17 protein-coding genes and 1 pseudogene are annotated in these 17,494 nt (G+C 73.1%); 5 read left to right on the forward strand and 13 right to left on the reverse strand.

Annotated elements, in window-relative coordinates:
• Positions 1-5: 5 nt before the first annotated feature.
• On the reverse strand, positions 6-1,427 hold the full coding sequence (locus tag AC3EN4_RS29805; RefSeq protein WP_435209665.1) for an MFS transporter: 1,422 nt from the start codon (positions 1,425-1,427) through the stop codon (positions 6-8).
• The gene (locus AC3EN4_RS29810) at positions 1,424-1,882 is read right to left on the reverse strand and encodes a MarR family winged helix-turn-helix transcriptional regulator (protein WP_435209667.1); all 459 of its coding nucleotides are present in this window, start codon (positions 1,880-1,882) and stop codon (positions 1,424-1,426) included. The genes AC3EN4_RS29805 and AC3EN4_RS29810 overlap by 4 nt, the downstream gene beginning before the upstream one ends.
• Before the next feature lie 122 nt (positions 1,883-2,004).
• Here AC3EN4_RS29810 and AC3EN4_RS29815 point away from each other — a divergent pair, with 122 nt between their 5' ends.
• Complete coding sequence (locus AC3EN4_RS29815) at positions 2,005-2,223, forward strand: hypothetical protein (protein ID WP_422736290.1); 219 nt, start codon at positions 2,005-2,007, stop codon at positions 2,221-2,223.
• A gap of 62 nt (positions 2,224-2,285) precedes the next feature.
• Here the strand turns inward: AC3EN4_RS29815 and fabF are convergent, their stop codons facing one another.
• The 7 genes and pseudogenes from fabF to AC3EN4_RS29850 all read right to left on the reverse strand — a co-directional run bounded on the left by fabF (position 2,286) and on the right by AC3EN4_RS29850 (position 9,003).
• A complete protein-coding gene (gene fabF / locus AC3EN4_RS29820; protein ID WP_421472528.1) occupies positions 2,286-3,512 on the reverse strand; it encodes a beta-ketoacyl-ACP synthase II in 1,227 nt (408 codons plus the stop codon).
• Positions 3,513-3,514: 2 nt separating this feature from the next.
• Positions 3,515-3,754, reverse strand: coding sequence for an acyl carrier protein (locus AC3EN4_RS29825; RefSeq protein WP_007463517.1), 240 nt, complete (start codon positions 3,752-3,754; stop codon positions 3,515-3,517).
• A gap of 87 nt (positions 3,755-3,841) precedes the next feature.
• Positions 3,842-4,786 (reverse strand): beta-ketoacyl-ACP synthase III, encoded by a 945-nt coding sequence (locus tag AC3EN4_RS29830; RefSeq protein WP_435209669.1) that lies wholly within the window; start codon positions 4,784-4,786, stop codon positions 3,842-3,844.
• The gene (locus AC3EN4_RS29835; protein WP_435209671.1) at positions 4,783-5,739 is read right to left on the reverse strand and encodes an ACP S-malonyltransferase; all 957 of its coding nucleotides are present in this window, start codon (positions 5,737-5,739) and stop codon (positions 4,783-4,785) included. The genes AC3EN4_RS29830 and AC3EN4_RS29835 overlap by 4 nt, the downstream gene beginning before the upstream one ends.
• Before the next feature lie 78 nt (positions 5,740-5,817).
• Positions 5,818-7,107: pseudogene (locus tag AC3EN4_RS29840) on the reverse strand (PucR family transcriptional regulator); the annotation flags it as partial.
• 37 nt (positions 7,108-7,144) lie between these two features.
• Positions 7,145-7,813, reverse strand: coding sequence for a response regulator (locus AC3EN4_RS29845; protein WP_435209673.1), 669 nt, complete (start codon positions 7,811-7,813; stop codon positions 7,145-7,147).
• Complete coding sequence (locus AC3EN4_RS29850; RefSeq protein ID WP_435209675.1) at positions 7,810-9,003, reverse strand: sensor histidine kinase; 1,194 nt, start codon at positions 9,001-9,003, stop codon at positions 7,810-7,812. The genes AC3EN4_RS29845 and AC3EN4_RS29850 overlap by 4 nt, the downstream gene beginning before the upstream one ends.
• A gap of 191 nt (positions 9,004-9,194) precedes the next feature.
• On the opposite strand from AC3EN4_RS29850, the gene AC3EN4_RS29855 reads away from it, so the two are divergent.
• Together AC3EN4_RS29855 and AC3EN4_RS29860 are read left to right on the forward strand one after the other, a co-directional pair.
• Positions 9,195-9,734, forward strand: a complete 540-nt coding sequence (locus AC3EN4_RS29855; RefSeq protein ID WP_435209676.1) for a hypothetical protein — start codon at positions 9,195-9,197, stop codon at positions 9,732-9,734.
• 104 nt (positions 9,735-9,838) lie between these two features.
• On the forward strand, positions 9,839-10,162 hold the full coding sequence (locus tag AC3EN4_RS29860; protein WP_422736284.1) for a hypothetical protein: 324 nt from the start codon (positions 9,839-9,841) through the stop codon (positions 10,160-10,162).
• A gap of 401 nt (positions 10,163-10,563) precedes the next feature.
• On the opposite strand, the gene AC3EN4_RS29865 is transcribed toward AC3EN4_RS29860, so the two are convergent.
• On the reverse strand, positions 10,564-11,214 hold the full coding sequence (locus AC3EN4_RS29865; RefSeq protein WP_435209678.1) for a hypothetical protein: 651 nt from the start codon (positions 11,212-11,214) through the stop codon (positions 10,564-10,566).
• Positions 11,215-11,452: 238 nt separating this feature from the next.
• On the opposite strand from AC3EN4_RS29865, the gene AC3EN4_RS29870 reads away from it, so the two are divergent.
• Entirely contained in the window at positions 11,453-12,058 is a 606-nt protein-coding gene (locus tag AC3EN4_RS29870; RefSeq protein ID WP_435209680.1) for a copper resistance CopC family protein, read from the forward strand.
• 414 nt (positions 12,059-12,472) lie between these two features.
• Here the strand turns inward: AC3EN4_RS29870 and gltX are convergent, their stop codons facing one another.
• The 3 genes from gltX to AC3EN4_RS29885 form a co-directional block, all read right to left on the reverse strand.
• Positions 12,473-13,882 (reverse strand): glutamate--tRNA ligase, encoded by a 1,410-nt coding sequence (gene gltX, locus AC3EN4_RS29875; RefSeq protein ID WP_435209682.1) that lies wholly within the window; start codon positions 13,880-13,882, stop codon positions 12,473-12,475.
• A 104-nt stretch (positions 13,883-13,986) separates the two neighbouring features.
• Positions 13,987-15,264, reverse strand: coding sequence for an MFS transporter (locus tag AC3EN4_RS29880; RefSeq protein WP_435209684.1), 1,278 nt, complete (start codon positions 15,262-15,264; stop codon positions 13,987-13,989).
• Entirely contained in the window at positions 15,261-16,610 is a 1,350-nt protein-coding gene (locus AC3EN4_RS29885) for a GH1 family beta-glucosidase (RefSeq protein WP_435209686.1), read from the reverse strand. The genes AC3EN4_RS29880 and AC3EN4_RS29885 overlap by 4 nt, the downstream gene beginning before the upstream one ends.
• 188 nt (positions 16,611-16,798) lie before the next feature.
• On the opposite strand from AC3EN4_RS29885, the gene AC3EN4_RS29890 reads away from it, so the two are divergent.
• On the forward strand, positions 16,799-17,245 hold the full coding sequence (locus AC3EN4_RS29890) for an SRPBCC family protein (protein ID WP_363683366.1): 447 nt from the start codon (positions 16,799-16,801) through the stop codon (positions 17,243-17,245).
• Positions 17,246-17,494 lie beyond the last annotated feature (249 nt).

Below are 17,494 nucleotides of genomic sequence, written 5' to 3' on the forward strand. Positions count from 1 at the left end.
CCCGGTCAGCCGGTCCCTCGACGGGCGAGATCGAGGCTGGTCAGCGTCGTGATCGCCATCGCGCCGATGCCGACCAGCGCCGCCGTGGTGTAGGCGCGGTCGTCGGGGAAGAGGCGGCCGGGGCCGGTGCCGGTGGCGAGGATCAGGCCGCCGACGGCGCTGCCCAGGGAGTACCCGACGCTGCGGACGACGTAGTTGACGCTCATGGCGCTCGACGTCTCGCTCCTGGGGGTGACGGCCAGGATGACGCCGGGCATCGCGGCCGAGAAGCCGCCGACACCGAAGCCGAGTACGCCCATCACCGCGAACAGTTCGGTCAGGTTCGACCGGTCCGCCGCGAACAGGGCGAAGCCGACGCCGACCACGACGGCGCCACCGGCCAGAAGCAGCGGGTCGGCGATCCGTGTCCGGACCTTCTGCGTGAGCTTGCCGGCGACGAACCCCAACACCGAGAACGGGATGAGGACCAATCCGGCGACGAAGGTCGTGAGCCCGAAGCCGTAACCGGCGCCCGGTGCCGTCTGCGCGTACCTGGTGATGAGGGTGAGCAGGAGGTACATGCCGATACCGCCGACGAACATGGCGAGGTTCGCCCCGGCGACGGCCGGATGCCGCACCGCCCGCACATCGACCAGGGGTGCCGTGCTGCGCAGCTCGATGACGGTCCAGCCGTAGAGCAGCACGACCGCGACGACGGCGAGTCCCGCCGCCACGGCGAGGTGCCGGCTCCACAGGTTCCGGTCACCGGCGAGGAGCAGCACCAGGAGCAGCGCGGCGGCCAGGACGACCGCCCCAGCGACGTCCAGCTGGGCGGAGCGGCCTTCGGCGGCGTGGGGTACGGAGCGCCACGCGGTCAGCAGGGCGGCGGCGGTGACGACCAGGCCGAGACCGTAGGCGGCCCGTACACCGCCGACCTCGGCGAGCAGCGCGGCCAGCGGATAGCCGATGCCGGCTCCGATGATCGAGACCACCGAGAGGAGAGCGATCACGGCGCCGCTGCGCTCCTCGGGGAGGTGGTCCCGGGCCACCCCCATCATCAGCGCCGTGAGCCCGAGCCCGATGCCCTGGAGGGCCCTGCCGGCCAGGAGCCACCCGAACGGCAGCGGCAGCACGGTGAGCGCGCTGCCCGCGACCACGACCGCCAGCGTGGCGAGGATCGCGGCCCGGCGGTGCGGCCCGGCTCCGAGCCGGCCCAGGACCGGCGTGGCGACGGCACCGCTGAGCAGCGGGACGGTCAGCGTCCACTGCGCGCTGCCGAGCGGGACGTGGAGCGACGTCGCCACGCTGGTGATGAGTGGCGTCCCGAGGCTGGCGACAGTCGCCACGACCAGGGCGATGAACATCAGGGCGGGGACCAGCAGCCGCGCCTCGGAGCGCGTCCCCGGGACAGCCCGCGCCGCGATGTCACCGACCGGTTGCCCGGTCACCGCGCGGGCCCGTCGCGGTCCTGGCTCTCAAGCTCGGCCAGATGTCTCAACGCCGGAAGGGCCGCCACCAGCGCCTCGACCTCGTCGCCGGTCAGCTCGTCGATCAACCGCTCGAACGCCTGGACCCCCGCCCGGCGTCGCGCCCGGACGTAGGACGCGCCGGCCTCGGTCAGGCACACCAACGTGACCCGCTTGTCGGACGCGTCACCCCGCCGCTCGACCAGGCCGGACTGCTCCAGCACCCGGACCAGGGTGGTCATCGCGGGCTGGGTGATGCCCTCGGCCGCGGCCAGATCGGTGATCCGTCGCGGGCCGGTCCGGTCCAGGGTGGCCAGGGTGGCGGCGGACGTCAGGCTCATGTCCCGGGGTAGGCGTCGAGCGGCCCGGGTGGCCAGCCCGTAGAGGGCTGCCCCGATGGCGGCGGACGCGTCAGGAGCGGTGTCCGGACGGCTCATGCGTGAAGCATAGCCATTTTATATTCACAATCTATGGAACTGGCGATCCGATCGTCGCGGAAGCGGCCGGTCGCTGAGGAATTCGGTCGCGCCGCGCGGGCCGGGCTGGCAGCGTGTCGGCCATGGGTCAGGCGCAGGGCTTCCGGTACGACCAGCGGGCCGACGGCACGGTGGTGATCACCCATCACGGCCGGGTGGCGGGGACGCTGCGCGGCGCCCGCGCGACGGAGTTCCTCGCCGAGGTCGACGACGACCCGCAACTGGTGATGGCCCGCTGGACCGGCAACTACCGCCACGGCAACGAGCGCACCGCCCGCCAGCATCCCCGCAACCGGCGCTGAGCACGCGAACGGGCCCCCTCGGCGAGAGGGGGCCCGTTCGGGGTAGCCGCGGATCGGTCGGGTCAGGGCCGCGCGAAGACCAGCGCGACGTTGTGACCGCCGAAACCGAACGCGTTGTTCAGCGCGGCAGGGATCTCCATGTGACGTGCCTTGTGCGCGGCGACCTCCAGGCTGAGCCCGGGCTCCGGGTCATCCAGGTTGATCGTCGGAGGCACGACGCTGTCACGGATCGCCAGGATCGTGGCGATCGACTCCAACGCGCCGGCCGCGCCCAGCAGGTGACCGGTCATCGACTTCGTTGCCGCCAGCACCGGGTGGTCGCCGAGCGCCTTGTGCAGCGCGCCGATCTCCAGCATGTCGCCGACCGGGGTCGACGTGGCGTGCGCGTTGACGTGCACGATGTCCTGCTTGGCGATGTCCGCGTCCGCGATGGCCTTGGCGATGGCCCGGATGGCGCCCTCACCCTCGGCGTGCGGCTGCACGATGTCGTACGCGTCGGAGGTGATGCCGGCACCCGCGAGGCGCGCGTACACCCGGGCGCCCCGCGCCGCGGCGTGGTCGGCCCGCTCCAGCACCACGATGCCCGCGCCCTCACCGAGGACGAAGCCGTCGCGGCCGGTGTCCCACGGGCGGGAGGCCCGCTCCGGCTCGTCGTTGCGGGTCGACATGGCCCGCATCGAGCTGAAGCCGGCGATCGGCAGCGGGTGGATGACCGCCTCGGTGCCGCCCGCCACCACCACGTCGGCCCGGCCGGCGCGGATGATGTCCAGGCCGAGCGCGATCGCCTCCGCGCCGGTCGCGCAGGCGCTGGCCACCGTGTGCACGCCGGCCTTGGCGCCCAGCTCCAACCCGACCCAGGCGGCCGGACCGTTCGGCATCAGCATCGGGATCGTGTGCGGGGACACCCGCCGCGGCCCGGACGCCTCCAGGATGTCGTCCTGGGCGAGCAGGGTGGTGGCGCCGCCGATGCCGGAACCGACGCTGACCGCCAGCCGCTCGGCGTCCAGGCCGGCGTCCGCCAGACCGGCGTCCGCCCAGGCCTGCTGCGCCGCGATGAGCGCGATCGCCTCGGAGCGGTCCAGCCGGCGCAGCTTCACCCGGTCCAGCACCTCGGACGGCTCCACGGCCAACTGGGCGGCGATCCGGACGGGCAGTTGCGCGGCCCACTCCTGGGTGAGGGCACTCACCCCGGAGCGGCCGGCGAGCATGGCGTCCCAGGTCGACGCGACGTCCCCGCCGAGCGGGGTCGTCGCGCCGAGCCCGGTGACGACGACGTCAGGACGACTCATGATCAGGACTGCGCCTCGATGAAGCTGACGGCGTCCCCGACGGTCTTGAGGTTCTGCACCTCGTTGTCCGGGATCTTGACGCCGAACTTCTCCTCGGCGGCCACCACGACCTCCACCATGGAGAGCGAGTCGACATCGAGGTCGTCGGTGAAGGACTTCCCCTCGGCCACGTCGTCCGGGTTCACCCCGGCAACCTCTTCGAGGATCTCGGCGAGGCCGGTGGTGATCTCGTCACGGGTCATTGCGGTTGGTTCCTCTCATAGGGGGTTCTCCGGCGGCCGGCCGCGCCGACCGCCGCTCCTGGAGGGCGTACGCGCCTCAAGGGGGCTTCAGGGGCAGCGGACGACCTGACCGGCGTAGGTCAGGCCACCGCCGAAGCCGAACAGCAGGACCGGGGCGCCCGAGGGCACCTCCCGCCGCTCGACGAGCTTCGACAGGGCCAGGGGCACGCTCGCCGCCGAGGTGTTGCCGGACTCGACGATGTCCTTCGCGATGATTGCGTTCGGGATGTTGAGCCGCTTGGCGATGCCGTCGATGATCCGGGCGTTGGCCTGGTGCGGCACGAACGCGGCCAGCTCCGACGGGTCCACCCCGGCCCGCTCGCACGCCTGAAGAGCGAGCGGCGCCAGCGCGGTGGTGGCCCAGCGGAACACCGACTGACCCTCCTGCTGGATGTACGGGCGCCAGCCCTCGATGCGTACCGCGTCGCTCTTCTCCGGCGCCGAGCCCCAGACGACCGGGCCGATACCGGCGGGCTCGTCGTCGGCGGTGGCGGTGACCACCGCGGCGCCGGCGCCGTCGCCGAAGATGATGCAGGTGGAGCGGTCGGTCCAGTCGGTGAAGTCGGACAGCTTCTCGGCGCCGATCACGATCGCGTTGCGGGACGCTCCGGCGCGGATGGCGTGGTCGACGGTGCCCAGGGCGTACGCGAAGCCCGAGCAGGCGGTGTTGACGTCGAACGCGCCCGGCGCGGTGATGCCTAGCTTGCCGGCGACCCGGCAGGCCACGTTGGGGCTCCGGTCGATCGAGGAGCAGGTGGCCACGACGACCAGGTCGATGTCGGCGGCGCTCAGCCCCGAGTTGGCCAGCGCCTTGTCGGCGGCCGCGGCGGCCATGTCGGCCACCGTCTCACTGTCGGCGATCCGCCGGGTGGCGATGCCCACCCGGTCGCGGATCCACTCGTCGTTGGTGTCGACCAGTTGGGCGATGTCGTCGTTCGTCACCACCCGGGAAGGCTGGTAGTGCCCCATCGAGACGATGCGACTGCCGGTCATGAGTGTCCTCCGATGCGGGCGAGCGGTTGGCCCGGCGTGGCGTGGCGGGCGATCAGGTCCCGTGCGGCCGGCAGGTCGTCCGGGGTGTTCAGGGTGACGATCTCCGGGGCGCCCTCGCCCCTGAGCTCCCGCTTGACCAGCCCGGCGAGGGTGCCGGCCGGAGGCAGCTCGATCACGCCGGTCACCCCGTGCTCGGCCAGAGCGCGCATGCACAGGTCCCAGCGCACCGGCGCGGTGACCTGGCGGACCAGCCGTCGCACCAGCTCGTGCCCGTCGGTGACGGCGGTGCCGTCGAGGTTCGACAGCAGGATCCGGGTCGGGTCGACCGGCGCGATCCCGGCGGCGACGGTGGCCAGCGCGGTCTCGGCCGGGGCCATGTACGGGGTGTGGAACGCCCCGGCCACCTGGAGCCGGATGACCCGGGTCTTCGCGGGCGGCGCGGCGGCGAACGCGTCCAGCCCGTCCAGCGCGCCGGCGGCGACGATCTGGCCGGCGCCGTTGCGGTTCGCCGGGTGCAGCCCGTTGGCGCTGATCGCGGCCAGCACCTCGTCCGGGTCGCCGCCGAGCACGGCGGCCATCCCGGTCGGCTCCAGCGCGCAGGCGGCGGCCATCTCGCGGCCACGGATTCCGGCGAGGGTGATCGCGGCCTCGGCCGACAGCACCCCGGCGACCGCCGCGGCGCCCAGCTCGCCGACGCTGTGGCCGGCGGTGAGCGCCACGCCGTCCAGCGGCAGGTGCTCGGCAGCGAGCAGCGCCGCCGCGACCAGCAGCGGCTGGGTGCGGGCGGTGTCCTTGATCTCGTCGGCGTCGGCGGCGGTGCCCAGGTGCACCAGGTCCACGCCGGCCAGCGCCGACCACCAGCGCAGGCGCGCCTCGGTGCCGGTCAGGTCGAGCCAGGGGGTCAGAAAGCCGGGTTTCTGCGAACCCTGGCCGGGACTAAGTACGGCGAGCACGCCTATGACTCTCCCGGATACGCGTGGGTAAAGCTGTGCCGGGGCCGACCAAACCGCACTAGAACCTTTGGAGGTTTCTTACAAAGATCGGCGGGGATCATCACTGGTTTGGGCGGATTTCCGGGCGGCCGGGGTCAATGTCTGGGTCGGGACGGACGAGGCCGCCGGGACCACCGGGTCCAGCCGGCCCACGGTCAACGCCACCTGGAGGGCGAACGCGTCTCGGGGCGTGAGCGGCGAGAAGCCGGTCACCTCGGCGATCCGGCGCAGCCGGTACCGCACCGTGTTCGGGTGCACGAACAGCGCCCGCGCCGCGCTCTCCAGCGTGCCACCGGCGGCCAGGAACGCGTCCAGGGTCTCCAACAGCTCGCCACCGGCGCGCACCAGCGTCGCGTACACGTCGTGCCGCAGCCGCCGGCGGGCCTCCGCGTCGCCGGCGAGCGCCCGCTCCGGCAACAGGTCGGCCGCCGCCACCGGCCGGGGGGCGGCCGGCCAGGCCGGTGCCGCCCGGAAGCCGGACAGCGCCGACCGCGCCGACTCCGTCGCCTCGTCCAGACTGGGTACGGCCGGACCGACCACCACCGGGCCGTCCCCGAACGCGTCCAGCAGCTTGCCGGTGGCGCTCAGCGGGTCCGCCGCGCCACCCAGCACGATCACCAACCGGTCGCCGTGCACCCCGCCGATCACCTCGACACCGATCCGCCGGGCCAGCCGGTACACCACGTGCAGCACGGCCGAGACCTCCCCGCCGGGGGAGTGGCCCACCGCCACCGCGACCGGCGGCGCGTCCGCCCAGCCCAACGCGGCGGCCCGGCTCGCCAGCACGTCCGGCGAGTCACCCCGCAGCAGCGCGTCGACAAGCAGAGCCTGCAACCGGGCGTCCCACGCGCCACGCGACTCGGCGGCCCGCGCGTACACCCGGGCGGCGGCGAACGCGATCTCCCGGGAGAAGCGCAGCACCGCCTCGCGCAGCAACTGCTCCTCGCCCTCGGCGGCGAGCTGCGACACCTGCTCCTCGACGACGTCGATGGTCACCTTGATCAGCGCCACGGTCTGCTGGAGGGTGATCGACCGGGCCAGCGCCTGCGGCGCCGCGTCGAACACGTCGTCGGAGACCTCCTGCGTGCTGTCCGCCGTGCCGCCGCCCTCGCGCAGCCACTGCACCAGCGACCGGGCGCCCGCCTGGGCCACCAGCATCACCCAGGAGCGCTGATCGGCCGGCAGGGCACGGAACCACGGCAGCGTCTCGTCCATCCGGGCCACGCTGGCGGTGGCCAGCGCTCCCGCCGAACGCTCGATCCGGCGCAGCGTGGCCGCCAGCTCCCCACCCTCCGGCGTGCTCACCGCTCTAGCCTGACACGTCGTGAGCAGGCCACGAACGCCGGCACCGGTCAGCCGACCGGGCTCAGGGCCGCGGAGGTGTGGGCAGGCCCAGCTCCTGGGCCAGGATCGCGGCCTGCACCCGGCTGCGCAGGTCCAGCTTCGCCAGGATGCGGCTCACGTGCGTCTTGGTGGTGCTCTCGGCCAGCACCAGCCGGTCGGCGATCTGCTGGTTGGACAGGCCGAGGCCGAGACAGGCCAGCACGTCGCGCTCGCGCGGCGTCAGCGTGTCCAGCGCGGCCCGGGTGGCGCCCGACGCGCCCGGCGCGGTGGCCGCGAAGGCGGTGATCAACCGGCGGGTCACCCCGGGGGCGATGAAGCCGTCGCCGCGCGCCACGGTGCGTACCGCCGCGACCAGCCCCGCCGCGTCGGTGTCCTTGAGCAGGAATCCGGCCGCGCCGGCACGTAGCGCGCCGAAGACGTACTCGTCCCGGTCGAAGGTCGTCAGCACCAGCACGTCGGCGAGCCGGTCGGCGACGATGGCCCTGGTCGCGGCGATGCCGTCGAGCCGTGGCATCCGCACGTCCAGCACTGCCACGTCGGGGCGTACCTCCCGACACAGCCGGACCGCCTCGTCGCCGTCGGCCGCCTCGCCGACCACCTCGATGCCCGGCGAGCCGGCCAGGATCAGCACCAGCCCCGCCCGCACCGCCGGCTGGTCGTCCGCGAGCACCACCCGTACCGGCGCGCTCACCCGCCCTCCCTGGTGGGCAGCGCGGCCCGCACCTGCCAGCGGCCGTCCTGCGGTCCGGCGGTGAACCGGCCGGCCAGCAGCGCCGCCCGCTCCCGCATCCCGATGAGTCCGGCTCCGGCACCCGGCAACCCCGACCCGTCCGGACGCACCGGGTTCTCCACCGTCAGCACCACCTCCGCCGGCCGGTACGCGATCGTCAGCTCCGCCTCACCGGTGCCGTGCTTGAGCGCGTTGGTCAGCGACTCCTGCACGATCCGGTACGCGGCGAGGTCCACCCCCACCGGCAGCGGGCCCGGCGTGCCGTCGGTACGGAACCGCACCGCGAGGCCGGCCGCGCGGATGCGTTCGATCAACCCGTCGGCCTCGGCGAGCCGCGCGGTGACCGCCTCCGGCACCGCGCCCACCACCGGGTGTTCACCACCGTCCGGATCGCGCAGCAGCTCGATCATCTGCCGCATCTCGGCCAGGCCCTGCACGCTGCTCTCCCGGATCACCCGCAACGCGGACTCCACCTGATCACGCCCCAACCCCGGTACGGACAGCACGGCGGTGGCGTGGATGGCCACCGCGCTCAGATGGTTGGCGACCACGTCGTGCAGCTCCCGGGCCATCCGGGCCCGTTCGGCGCCGACCGCCTGCCGACGGTCCAACTCGACCAGCCGGGCGGTCTGCTCGGCCCGGGTGCGCTCGGCGGCGGCCTGGTCCCGGTACTGCCGCACGCTGATCCCGGTCAGCACCGGCAGCAGCCCCGCGAGCACCACCGGCACCCCGACGGCGGCCCCGCGCCACTGACCGAAGCCGAGCACGCCGGCCACCGCGCCGATGACGCTCAACGTCACCGTGATCCCCAACAGCCACCGCCACAGTCGGGGCGGTCCGTACACGCAGGCGTCGTAGAGCACCTGGGTGTAGACCACCACCGTGCCCAGCGAGTTACCCAGGGCCGTGTCCACCACCAGCGCCCCGGTGCCCACCGCCAGGCTGGTGCGGGGAGCGACCCGGCGCAGGCCGACAGCCCCGCACACCGCCAGCAGCGGCACCAGGAACAGCGCGGGCGGCACGTCCGGGTGCGGAACGATCTGCGGCTGCATGCCCAGGCCGTAGAGCACCAGGCCACCGGCGAGCGACGCGCCGGCCAGCGTGAGGTCGCGGCCGGGCGTACCGGACCCGAGCCACGGTGGCGGTCGCATGCCCCGATCCCACCACAACCGCCGGCCCTCCGGCTCCGACCGGAGGAGGAGCCCGGTCGCTCCGACATGCGCCGAAAGGGGTACGCCGGACCGCCGGTCCATCGAAGGGAGGACCCCGATCTCGTCTCCGGTGTCGAGGTCCGGGCCCTGGCGGTAGGCGACGCTGGTGGCGACGACGGGGGGAGGCCGCCATGTTGGTCGCGGTGATCATCGGTTGTGAGATCGCGTTCTGGGTGCTGATCGCCGCCGGGCTGGTGGCCCGCTATCCGCTGCGCCGGCCACGGCTCGGCGCGGTGCTGCTGGTCTGCGTACCGCTTGTCGATCTGGCACTGCTCGCCGCGTCGGTGCTCGACCTGCGGCGCGGCGCGACCGCCGACGTCACCCACGGCCTCGCCGCTGCCTACCTCGGCTTCTCGGTGGCCTTCGGGCACTCGATGGTGCGGTGGGCGGACCAGCGTTTCGCCCACCGATTCGCCGGAGGCCCGCCGCCGGTGCGACCGCCCCGGTACGGCTGGGCCCGCGCCCGGCACGAGTGGCGGGAGTGGGCCAAGGCACTCCTCGGCTGGGCCGTCGCGTGCGGCCTGCTGGGCGCGGCCATCCTCTGGGTGAACGACGCGGAACGAACCCGTGAACTGGGCAACTGGATCCGCAGCCTGACCATCGTGATCCTGATCTGGCTGGTCGCCTTCCCGGTCTGGGAGACCGTCTTTCCGCGCCGCCCGAAGCGCTGACCCCGGGGTACGCCGTGCACACCCCGTCGGTCCCGGCCAGTACGGTGACAGGGCACGTACGGGGGGAGCACCTGCGCGTGAGTGCGAGCGTGAGGAGACCGGGGATGGCGCACGGGGAGGCCGAGCACGGCTGCGCCCAGGGTGAGGCCTGCCGCCTGGGGCACCACGACCCGCAGGCGACCGGCAAGCCTCGGCGGCCGGTCGGTCCGGCGGCGGCGCACCCGACCGAGGCGCCCGCCGGGCGGCCGGACGAGGAGATCCCACGCCAGCGGGCCGGCGAGCCGGCGGCTCTGGGCGAGCCGGAGCCGGGTGACCCCGCTGGTTGCCTCAGTGAACTTCCTGGATGGGCAGGTGCCCACCGGCACGGCCCGGTCCGGCCACGTCAGCGGGGCACCCGACGGGAGCGCCCGCCGCGCCGCTGGTGCTGACCCCACGGGGGCAGGCGTCGTGCTCCGCTGAACCGCGCGACCGCCCCCCGACGATCGCGTCAGCGGTCCGGCGACCTTCTCCGGTGATCGCGTCAGCGGTCCGGCGACCTTCTCCGGTGATCGCGTCGCAGGCCCGGTGACCTTTCCGGCGGTCGCGTCGGCGGGTCCGGCGGCCTCTTCCGCCGGTCGTCTCCGCGGGTCCCGGCGGCCTCTTCCGCCGGTCGTCTCCGCGGGTCCCGGCGGCCTCTTCCGCCGGTCGTCTCCGCGGGTCCCGGCGGCCTCTTCCGCCGGTCGTCTCCGCGGGTCCCGGCCGCCTCTTCCGCCGGTCGTCTCCGCGGGTCCCGGCGGCCTCTTCCGCCGGTCGTCTCCGCGGGTCCCGGCGGCCTTTTCCTGCGGTCGCGTCAGCGGGTCCGGCGGCGGATCAGCAGGGCGATCCCGGCGAGGCCGACCGTGATGGTCAGCATCACCCCGACGTTGAGCAGCAGCAACCGCTGCAACTCGCCGAGCGCTTCGTCGATGTCCCGCACCGGATCCATGGTGTCGTCCGGCAGCACCCGCTCGCCGCCGCCCACGCCGCCGCTGACCGTGTCGAACTGCCGCTCCAGCGGCACCCCGGCGGTACGCAGCGTCTCGGACATGCTGAGCCGGCCCAGGAACCAGCCCGCGCTGGTCTTGCGGCCGTCCGGCTGCTTGGCCGGGCGGTAGACCCGCGGGCCGCCGGCCGCCTTGGGGTAGAGGTCGAAGATCTGCTTGGGGGTCTCCCCGGCCAGCACCACGACCGTGTACTTAGGACCGAGGTCGGCCGCCTTGGGGCCGGTCGGCATCCCGGTCCGACCGAAGAAGTTGACCTGGTCGATGACCGCGAGAACGTGCGCGGGCTGGGTCTCGGACCGTAGCCGCAGCGGCTCGGTGAGCCCTTCGCCCGTGACGTCCACACCGGCGGGCGGAGGCTTGGGTGCCGCCCCGGCCGGGCCGGCGACGCCGAGCACCAGCAGTGCCGCAGCCAGCGTGCCCGCCAGCACGGCGAGCCAGCGCCTCATCTGTCGGACCATCCCGCCTCCTCGCCCCGTTCGATGGATGGCTTCGCCGTGACGTCCGGGTCGGTCGGCCGGTGACGGCACCGACCGGGTCGGTCCCACTCTCACAGACTCCGCAGAACGTCGATGGATTGCAGCTTGTGGAACAGTATTTGGAACTATCTGCGATCTCTGCTCGACTAACGAGGAGCTGTTTGATCAGCGGGCGGATCGTACCCTTACGGAGGGGTTCATGGGGGGCAGGGTTACACGAATGGCACGCCTCGTGCCAGTGGTACTCGGCGTGGCGTTCGGTGTGTCGTTACTGGCCCCGGCGACGCCCGCTGCCGCGCACAACTCGCTGACCGGCAGCGATCCGCGCGACGGCGCCCGGGTGGCCACCGCGCCCACCCGGATCGAGCTCCGTTTTCTGGCCAAGCCGCCCCCCGCTACGACGAAGATCACAATAACCGGACCGGACAATGTGGTCGCCGGCGGGCGGCCCACCTTCGACGGCACCCGGGTACGCGTGCCGTTCACGCCCGGTGCGGCGGGGCTGTACGTCGTCGGCTACCAGCTCCCGTCGTCCGACGGTCACCCGATCAAGGGTGAGGTGCGGTTCACCCTCACCACCGGCACGGCCGCCGACCCGTCCGCCAGCCCTTCGGCCCTCGGCTCGTCCGGCACTCCTGCAGCCCTTGGCCCCAGCCCTTCGGCGTCCGCCGCGCCGGTGTCGCCGTCGACCGACACCGTGTCCGCCGTACCGGCAGCGGGGAAGCGATCCGACTCCGACGGCCCCTGGTGGCCCTGGGCGCTGGGCGGCCTGGTGCTACTGACCGGCCTGACCGCAACCCTCCTACTCCGCCGCCGCCCCCGCTAACCGCCCCCGCCCCCGGGCCCCCACCCCACCTCGCCCTCGCCGATCTTGCACTTCCTGCGGCGACGTAACGGGCATAAAGCCCTATAACGACAACCGAAACTGCAAGATCGGCGCGGCGGTGTGCGGAGGCGGGGTGTGGCTCGGCGATAGCCGCTGCATCCCGGCGCCGATCTTGCGCTTTCTGTGGCGACATGGCGTACATCCCACTCATATCGACAACCGAAAGTGCAAGATCGACGCGGCGGGGAGCGCGGGCGGTCGATCATGGGCTTGTGGTCGGGGCGAATCCTCTGCAAAGGTGCCTAACCCGGCACCACAACCCCATGATCGGGCGGGGCGGGGCGGGGCGGGGCGGGGCGGCGACCGGGGCGACGACCGGGGTGACGGGGACGGGGACGGGGCGCGGCGCCGGGGTTAGGGGAGGCGGAGGCGGGCGGCGCGGATTCGGGTGAGGGTGCGTTCGCGGCCCAGCACCTCCAGCGACTCGAACAGGGGTAGGCCCACGGTGCGGCCGGTGACCGCGACCCGGACCGGTGCCTGCGTCTTGCCGAGCTTGAGGCCGCGCTCGGCGCCGACCGCCTCCAACGTCGACTTCAGCGACTCGGCGTCCCAGGACTCCAGTGCCTCGAAGGCCGTCACGGCGGCGTCCAGCAACTCGCCCGAGCCGTCCTTCATCGTCTTGGTCCAGGCCGCCTCGTCGATCATCGGCGAGGCCAGGAAGAGGAAGTCGACGTTCGGCACGATCTCGCTGAGCACCGCGATCCGGGTCTGGGCCAGCGGCGCCACGGCGGCGAACGCGTCTGCGTCGAACTCGTCCGGCTGCCACGGCGGCGGTGCGATCGTCCCGGTACCGGTCAGCCACGGCTGGCAGGCCTCGACGAACTCGGCCACCGGCAACGCGCGGATGTACTCGCCGTTGAAGGCACGCAGCTTCTTCTCGTCGAAGAAGGCAGGGGAGGGGTTGACCTCGTCGAGGCGGAACTCGTCCTCGATGACCGACCAGGGCACGATCTCCCGGTCGCCCGAGGGCGCCCAGCCGAGCAGCATGAGGTAGTTGCGCATCGCGCCCGCGAGGTAGCCCTCGTCGCGGTACGCCTCCAGGGCGACCTTGTCGCGGCGCTTGGAGAGCTTCTGCCGCTTCTCGTTGACGACCACCGGCACGTGCGCCCAGACCGGCGGCTTGACACCGAGGGCGTCCCACAGGAGCTGCTGCTTGGGCGTGTTGGGCAGGTGCTCCTCGGCCCGGATCACGTGGGTGATGCCCATGGTCATGTCGTCCACGACGTTGGCCAGCAGGAACACCGGCGAGCCGTCGCCGCGGGCGATGACGAAGTCCTCGATGAGCTTGTTCTCGAAGGTGGGCTCGCCGCGGATCAGGTCGACCACGACCGTCACGCCCTCGTCCGGCGTACGGAAGCGCAGCGCGTGCCCCGGCCCCGGGCCGAGGCCACGGTCGCGGTGGTAGCCGTCGTAGCCCTGGTACTGCGAGCCGGTGCGGGCCTGTACGTCCTCGCGGGTGCAGTCGCAGTAGTAGGCGCGCCCCGACTCGTAGAGCCGGGTGGCGGCGGCCCGGTGCTCACCGGCGTTCTCGGACTGGAAGTACGGTCCCTCGTAGCTGCCCCGGGAGATGCCGATCCAGTCCAGCGCGGAGAGGATGCCCTCGGTCCATTCGGGCTTGTTGCGCGCCGCGTCCGTGTCCTCGATGCGCAGCACGAACACCCCGCCCTGCTGCTTGGCGTAGATCCAGTTCTGCAGCGCCGAGCGGGCACCGCCGACGTGGAACATACCGGTCGGGGAGGGGGCGAAGCGCACACGTACCGTCACGTCCCCCAGCCTACGGCGGCGCGCGACCGCTTTCGGCCACGGCCCCCCGACTCCGGGCGTGCGCCAAAGCTGCCGGCGGCCCTGGGCGACAACTGCCGGCGGCCCTAGGCGACCGAGCGGATCTTGACGACCAGGGCGCTGCCGACCACGGTGACCGCCGCGGTGACCGCGTACAGCGTCGGGTAGCCGCCCAGGTGGACCACGAGCGGGGCGGAGAGCGCCGGGCCGAGCACCTGCGGTGCCGAGTTCGCGATGTTGATCACGCCGAGGTCCTTGGCCCGGTCGGTGGCCCGGGGCAGTACCTGGGTGATCAGCGCGGCGTCCACCGAGAGGTAGACGCCGTAACCCGCGCCGAGCAGCAGCGCAGCGACGATGGACATCGGCCAGGTCGGCGCGACGGCGAGCAGCAGCGCCGCCACCGCCATGATCAGGCCGGAGACGATGACGTAGATCTTGCGCCGCCCGGAGCGGTCGGACAGCCGACCGGCGATCACGGCGGTCAGCATCATGCCGAGCGTGTAGAGCAGGATCAGCACCAGCAGGCCGCCCTCGGGATCGGGGTAGCGGACCCCGTCGGTGAGGAAGTACAGCAGGTACAGGGTGCCCAGCGCGTTGCCGAGCTGGACCAGGAACCGGGTGATCCACGCCCAGGCGAAGTCGGGGTGCCGGCGCGGGCTGATCCACATCGAGGCCAGCAACGCGCCCACGCGCAGTGCCGGGCGGTGCGCGCGGGGCAGCGGGTCGTCGGGGGTGAACAGCGCGAACGGCAGCGACAGCAGCAGGATCGCCACCGCGATGGCCAGGTAGCCGGCGGCGTTCCCGGTGACCACGGCGGTGACCAGCACCGCGCCGAGGACCAGCCCGAGCGCCTGCGGGATGCCCACCCAGCCCGAGACGCCGCCGCGCTGTGTCACCGGCACCCGGTCCGGGATGGCGGCGGTGAGGCTGGCCAGCATCGCGTTGAAGCACACCTGCGCGGCGACCCAGCCGACGGCGACCCCGAGGATGGTCCGCTGCTGGGCCAGCAGCACCAGCGCCGCCGCGCCGAGCACCGCGCCGCCGGCGGTCCAGACGTGCCGTCGGCCGAACTCCCGGCCGGCGATCCGCAGGCAGGTCCGGTCGGACAGCGCGCCGGCCAGGGGGTTGGCCAGCACCGCCGCCAGCGCGCCCAGGCCGGTGACCACGGCCAGCATGGTCTCCTTGTCGCCCGGCGCGATCCGTTCGATCTGCTGCGGCAGCAATACCTGGATCGGTGTGAAGAACGCCATCCACACGCCCAGGTTGGCGGCGAAGACCAGGCCGATCCAGCCGCGCCGGACCGGCACGGTCGGCTCGGCGAGCGCCGCCGGCAGCGACGCCGGCGTCGGGTCGAGGGTGGTCACCGCGCCGACCCCGGCGCGCGGCCCGCGATCACGTCCCGCAGCCAGGTGTACGACGACTTCGGCGTACGACGCTGGGTGGCGTAGTCGACGTGCACCAGACCGAAGCGCTTGGTGAACCCCTCGGCCCACTCCCAGTTGTCCAGCAGCGACCAGACGAAGTACCCGCGTACGTCCACCCCGTCGTCGATGGCGGCCCGGACCGCCCGCAGGTGCCCGTCGAGGTACGCGATCCGCTCCGGGTCCGCCACCTGCCCGTGCGCGTCCGGCTCGTCGTCGTACGCGCAGCCGCCCTCGGTGATCTCGATGGGTGGCAGGGCGTCGCCGTACGTGTCGCGTAGCCAGCCGAGCAACTCGTGCAGCCCGTCGGGGGCGACCGGCCAGTCGAAGGCGGTGCGCGGGTAGCCGTCCAGGGGCACCAGGTCGAACGGCAGGGGCGAGCCGGCCTCGGCTGCCCGTACTCCGGTGGGGTTGTAGTAGTTGACCCCCAGCACGTCGATGGGGGCGGCGATGGTGTCCAGGTCGCCGGCGCGGACGACGGCGGGGTCGGCGCCGGGCAGGTCGGGGTAGCCGCGTCCGAGCAGCGGATCGGTGAAGAGTCGGTTGTGCAGCGCCTCGTAGGCGGCCCCGGCGGCCCGGTCGGCGTCGCCGTCGCCGAGCACCCGCACGGGCGAGTAGTTGTTGGCGATCGCGACCGGGCTGGTGGTCCGGCTGCGCAGCGCGGCGACCGCGAGCCCATGGCCGAGCAGTTGGTGGTGGGCGACCGGGAAGGCGTCGAAGAGCAGCGCCCGGCCGGGGGCGTGCACACCCATGCCGTAGCCGAGGCTCATGTGGATGAACGGCTCGTTGAGGGTGATCCAGAGCCGGACGCGGTCACCGAGGCGGGCGGCGGTCCGGTCGGCGTACTCGGCGAAGCGGGCGGCGGTGTCGCGGTGCAGCCAGCCGCCGGCGTCCTCCAGGGGTTGCGGCAGGTCCCAGTGGTACAGGGTGGCCACCGGGTCGATGCCGGCGGCCAGCAGGTCGTCGACCAGCCGGTCGTAGAAGTCCAGTCCGGCGGCGTTTGTCGGCCCGGAGCCGTCCGGCTGTACGCGGGGCCAGGCGATGGAGAACCGGTACGCCCCGACGCCCAGCCCGGCCATCAGCGCCACGTCCTCGGCGGACCGGTGGTAGTGGTCGCAGGCGACCTCACCGCTGCTGCCGTCGCTGATCCGGCCCGGTTCGCGGGCGAAGGTGTCCCAGATGGACGCTCCTCGTCCGTCGGCCGTGGTGGCGCCCTCGATCTGGTGGGCCGAGGTGGAGACGCCCCAGCGGAAGCCGGCGGGGAACTCGGGCATCGGTGCGGTCGACATGCGCCCTCCCGGTGAACGTGAAACGTGTTCGGGACTCTAGGACGCTGTCGATGAATGCGCCATAGGCCGGGCTGACGTAATCCGCAATGGTTGATCGGCGTGTCTTTTTCCGAACCCGTCCGGGTAAGTCCGATTTGGCGCATAGAGTGCCGATATCGTGGGATGTCCTCACTGGAGGCAAGACGGAAATGATCCTCGTGGAACGTAGTGCGCACGTGGTGGCGCCGGTGGAAGTGGTCTGGGACGTCGTGCAGCGGGCCGAGCAGTTGCCGGCCTGGCTGGCGGGGGTTCGCGCGGCCGAAGTGCTCTCGGGAGAGGGCTTCGGGCGGCGACAACTGGTCCAGGCGGGGCGCGGTTCGGCGCATGAGGCCGAGGTGATCGCCTATCAGGAGCCGACACTGATCGGCTGGCGGGAGCGGGCCAAGGGTGCCGGTGCTCGTGCGGAGGCGCGCACCGAAATCTACGTCCAGCTCACCGAGGACGAGGAGGAGGGCGGGACGATCGTGCGGCTCATCGTCGTGCGCTGGCCGGCCGGGCCGGTCAAGGCGGCCCTGCTGCGCCTCGGACTGCGTCGGGTCGGCGCTGACCTGGAGGACTCGTTGGCCCGGCTCACCGACCTGGCCGCCGTCGGCTGACGAGCCGCGTCCTCCCCGCGCCACCCGCCCCGGCGGTGGCCCGGCGTCCCCACCAGGAACGCCGGCCCACCGCCCACCCGCACCCGCCCCCGAGTCGGGCCGATCATGGACTCCTGGTGCGCGGAACAAGGTCACTTCACCGCTTCGTCCCCCACCACAACTCCATGATCGACCCGGTGAAGGGTGGGGGCGAGGGGGGGGGGGGGGGGGGGGGGGGGTGGGGGGGGGGGTGGGGGGGGGGGGGGGGGG

This window comes from Micromonospora sp. bgisy143 (assembly GCF_057708145.1).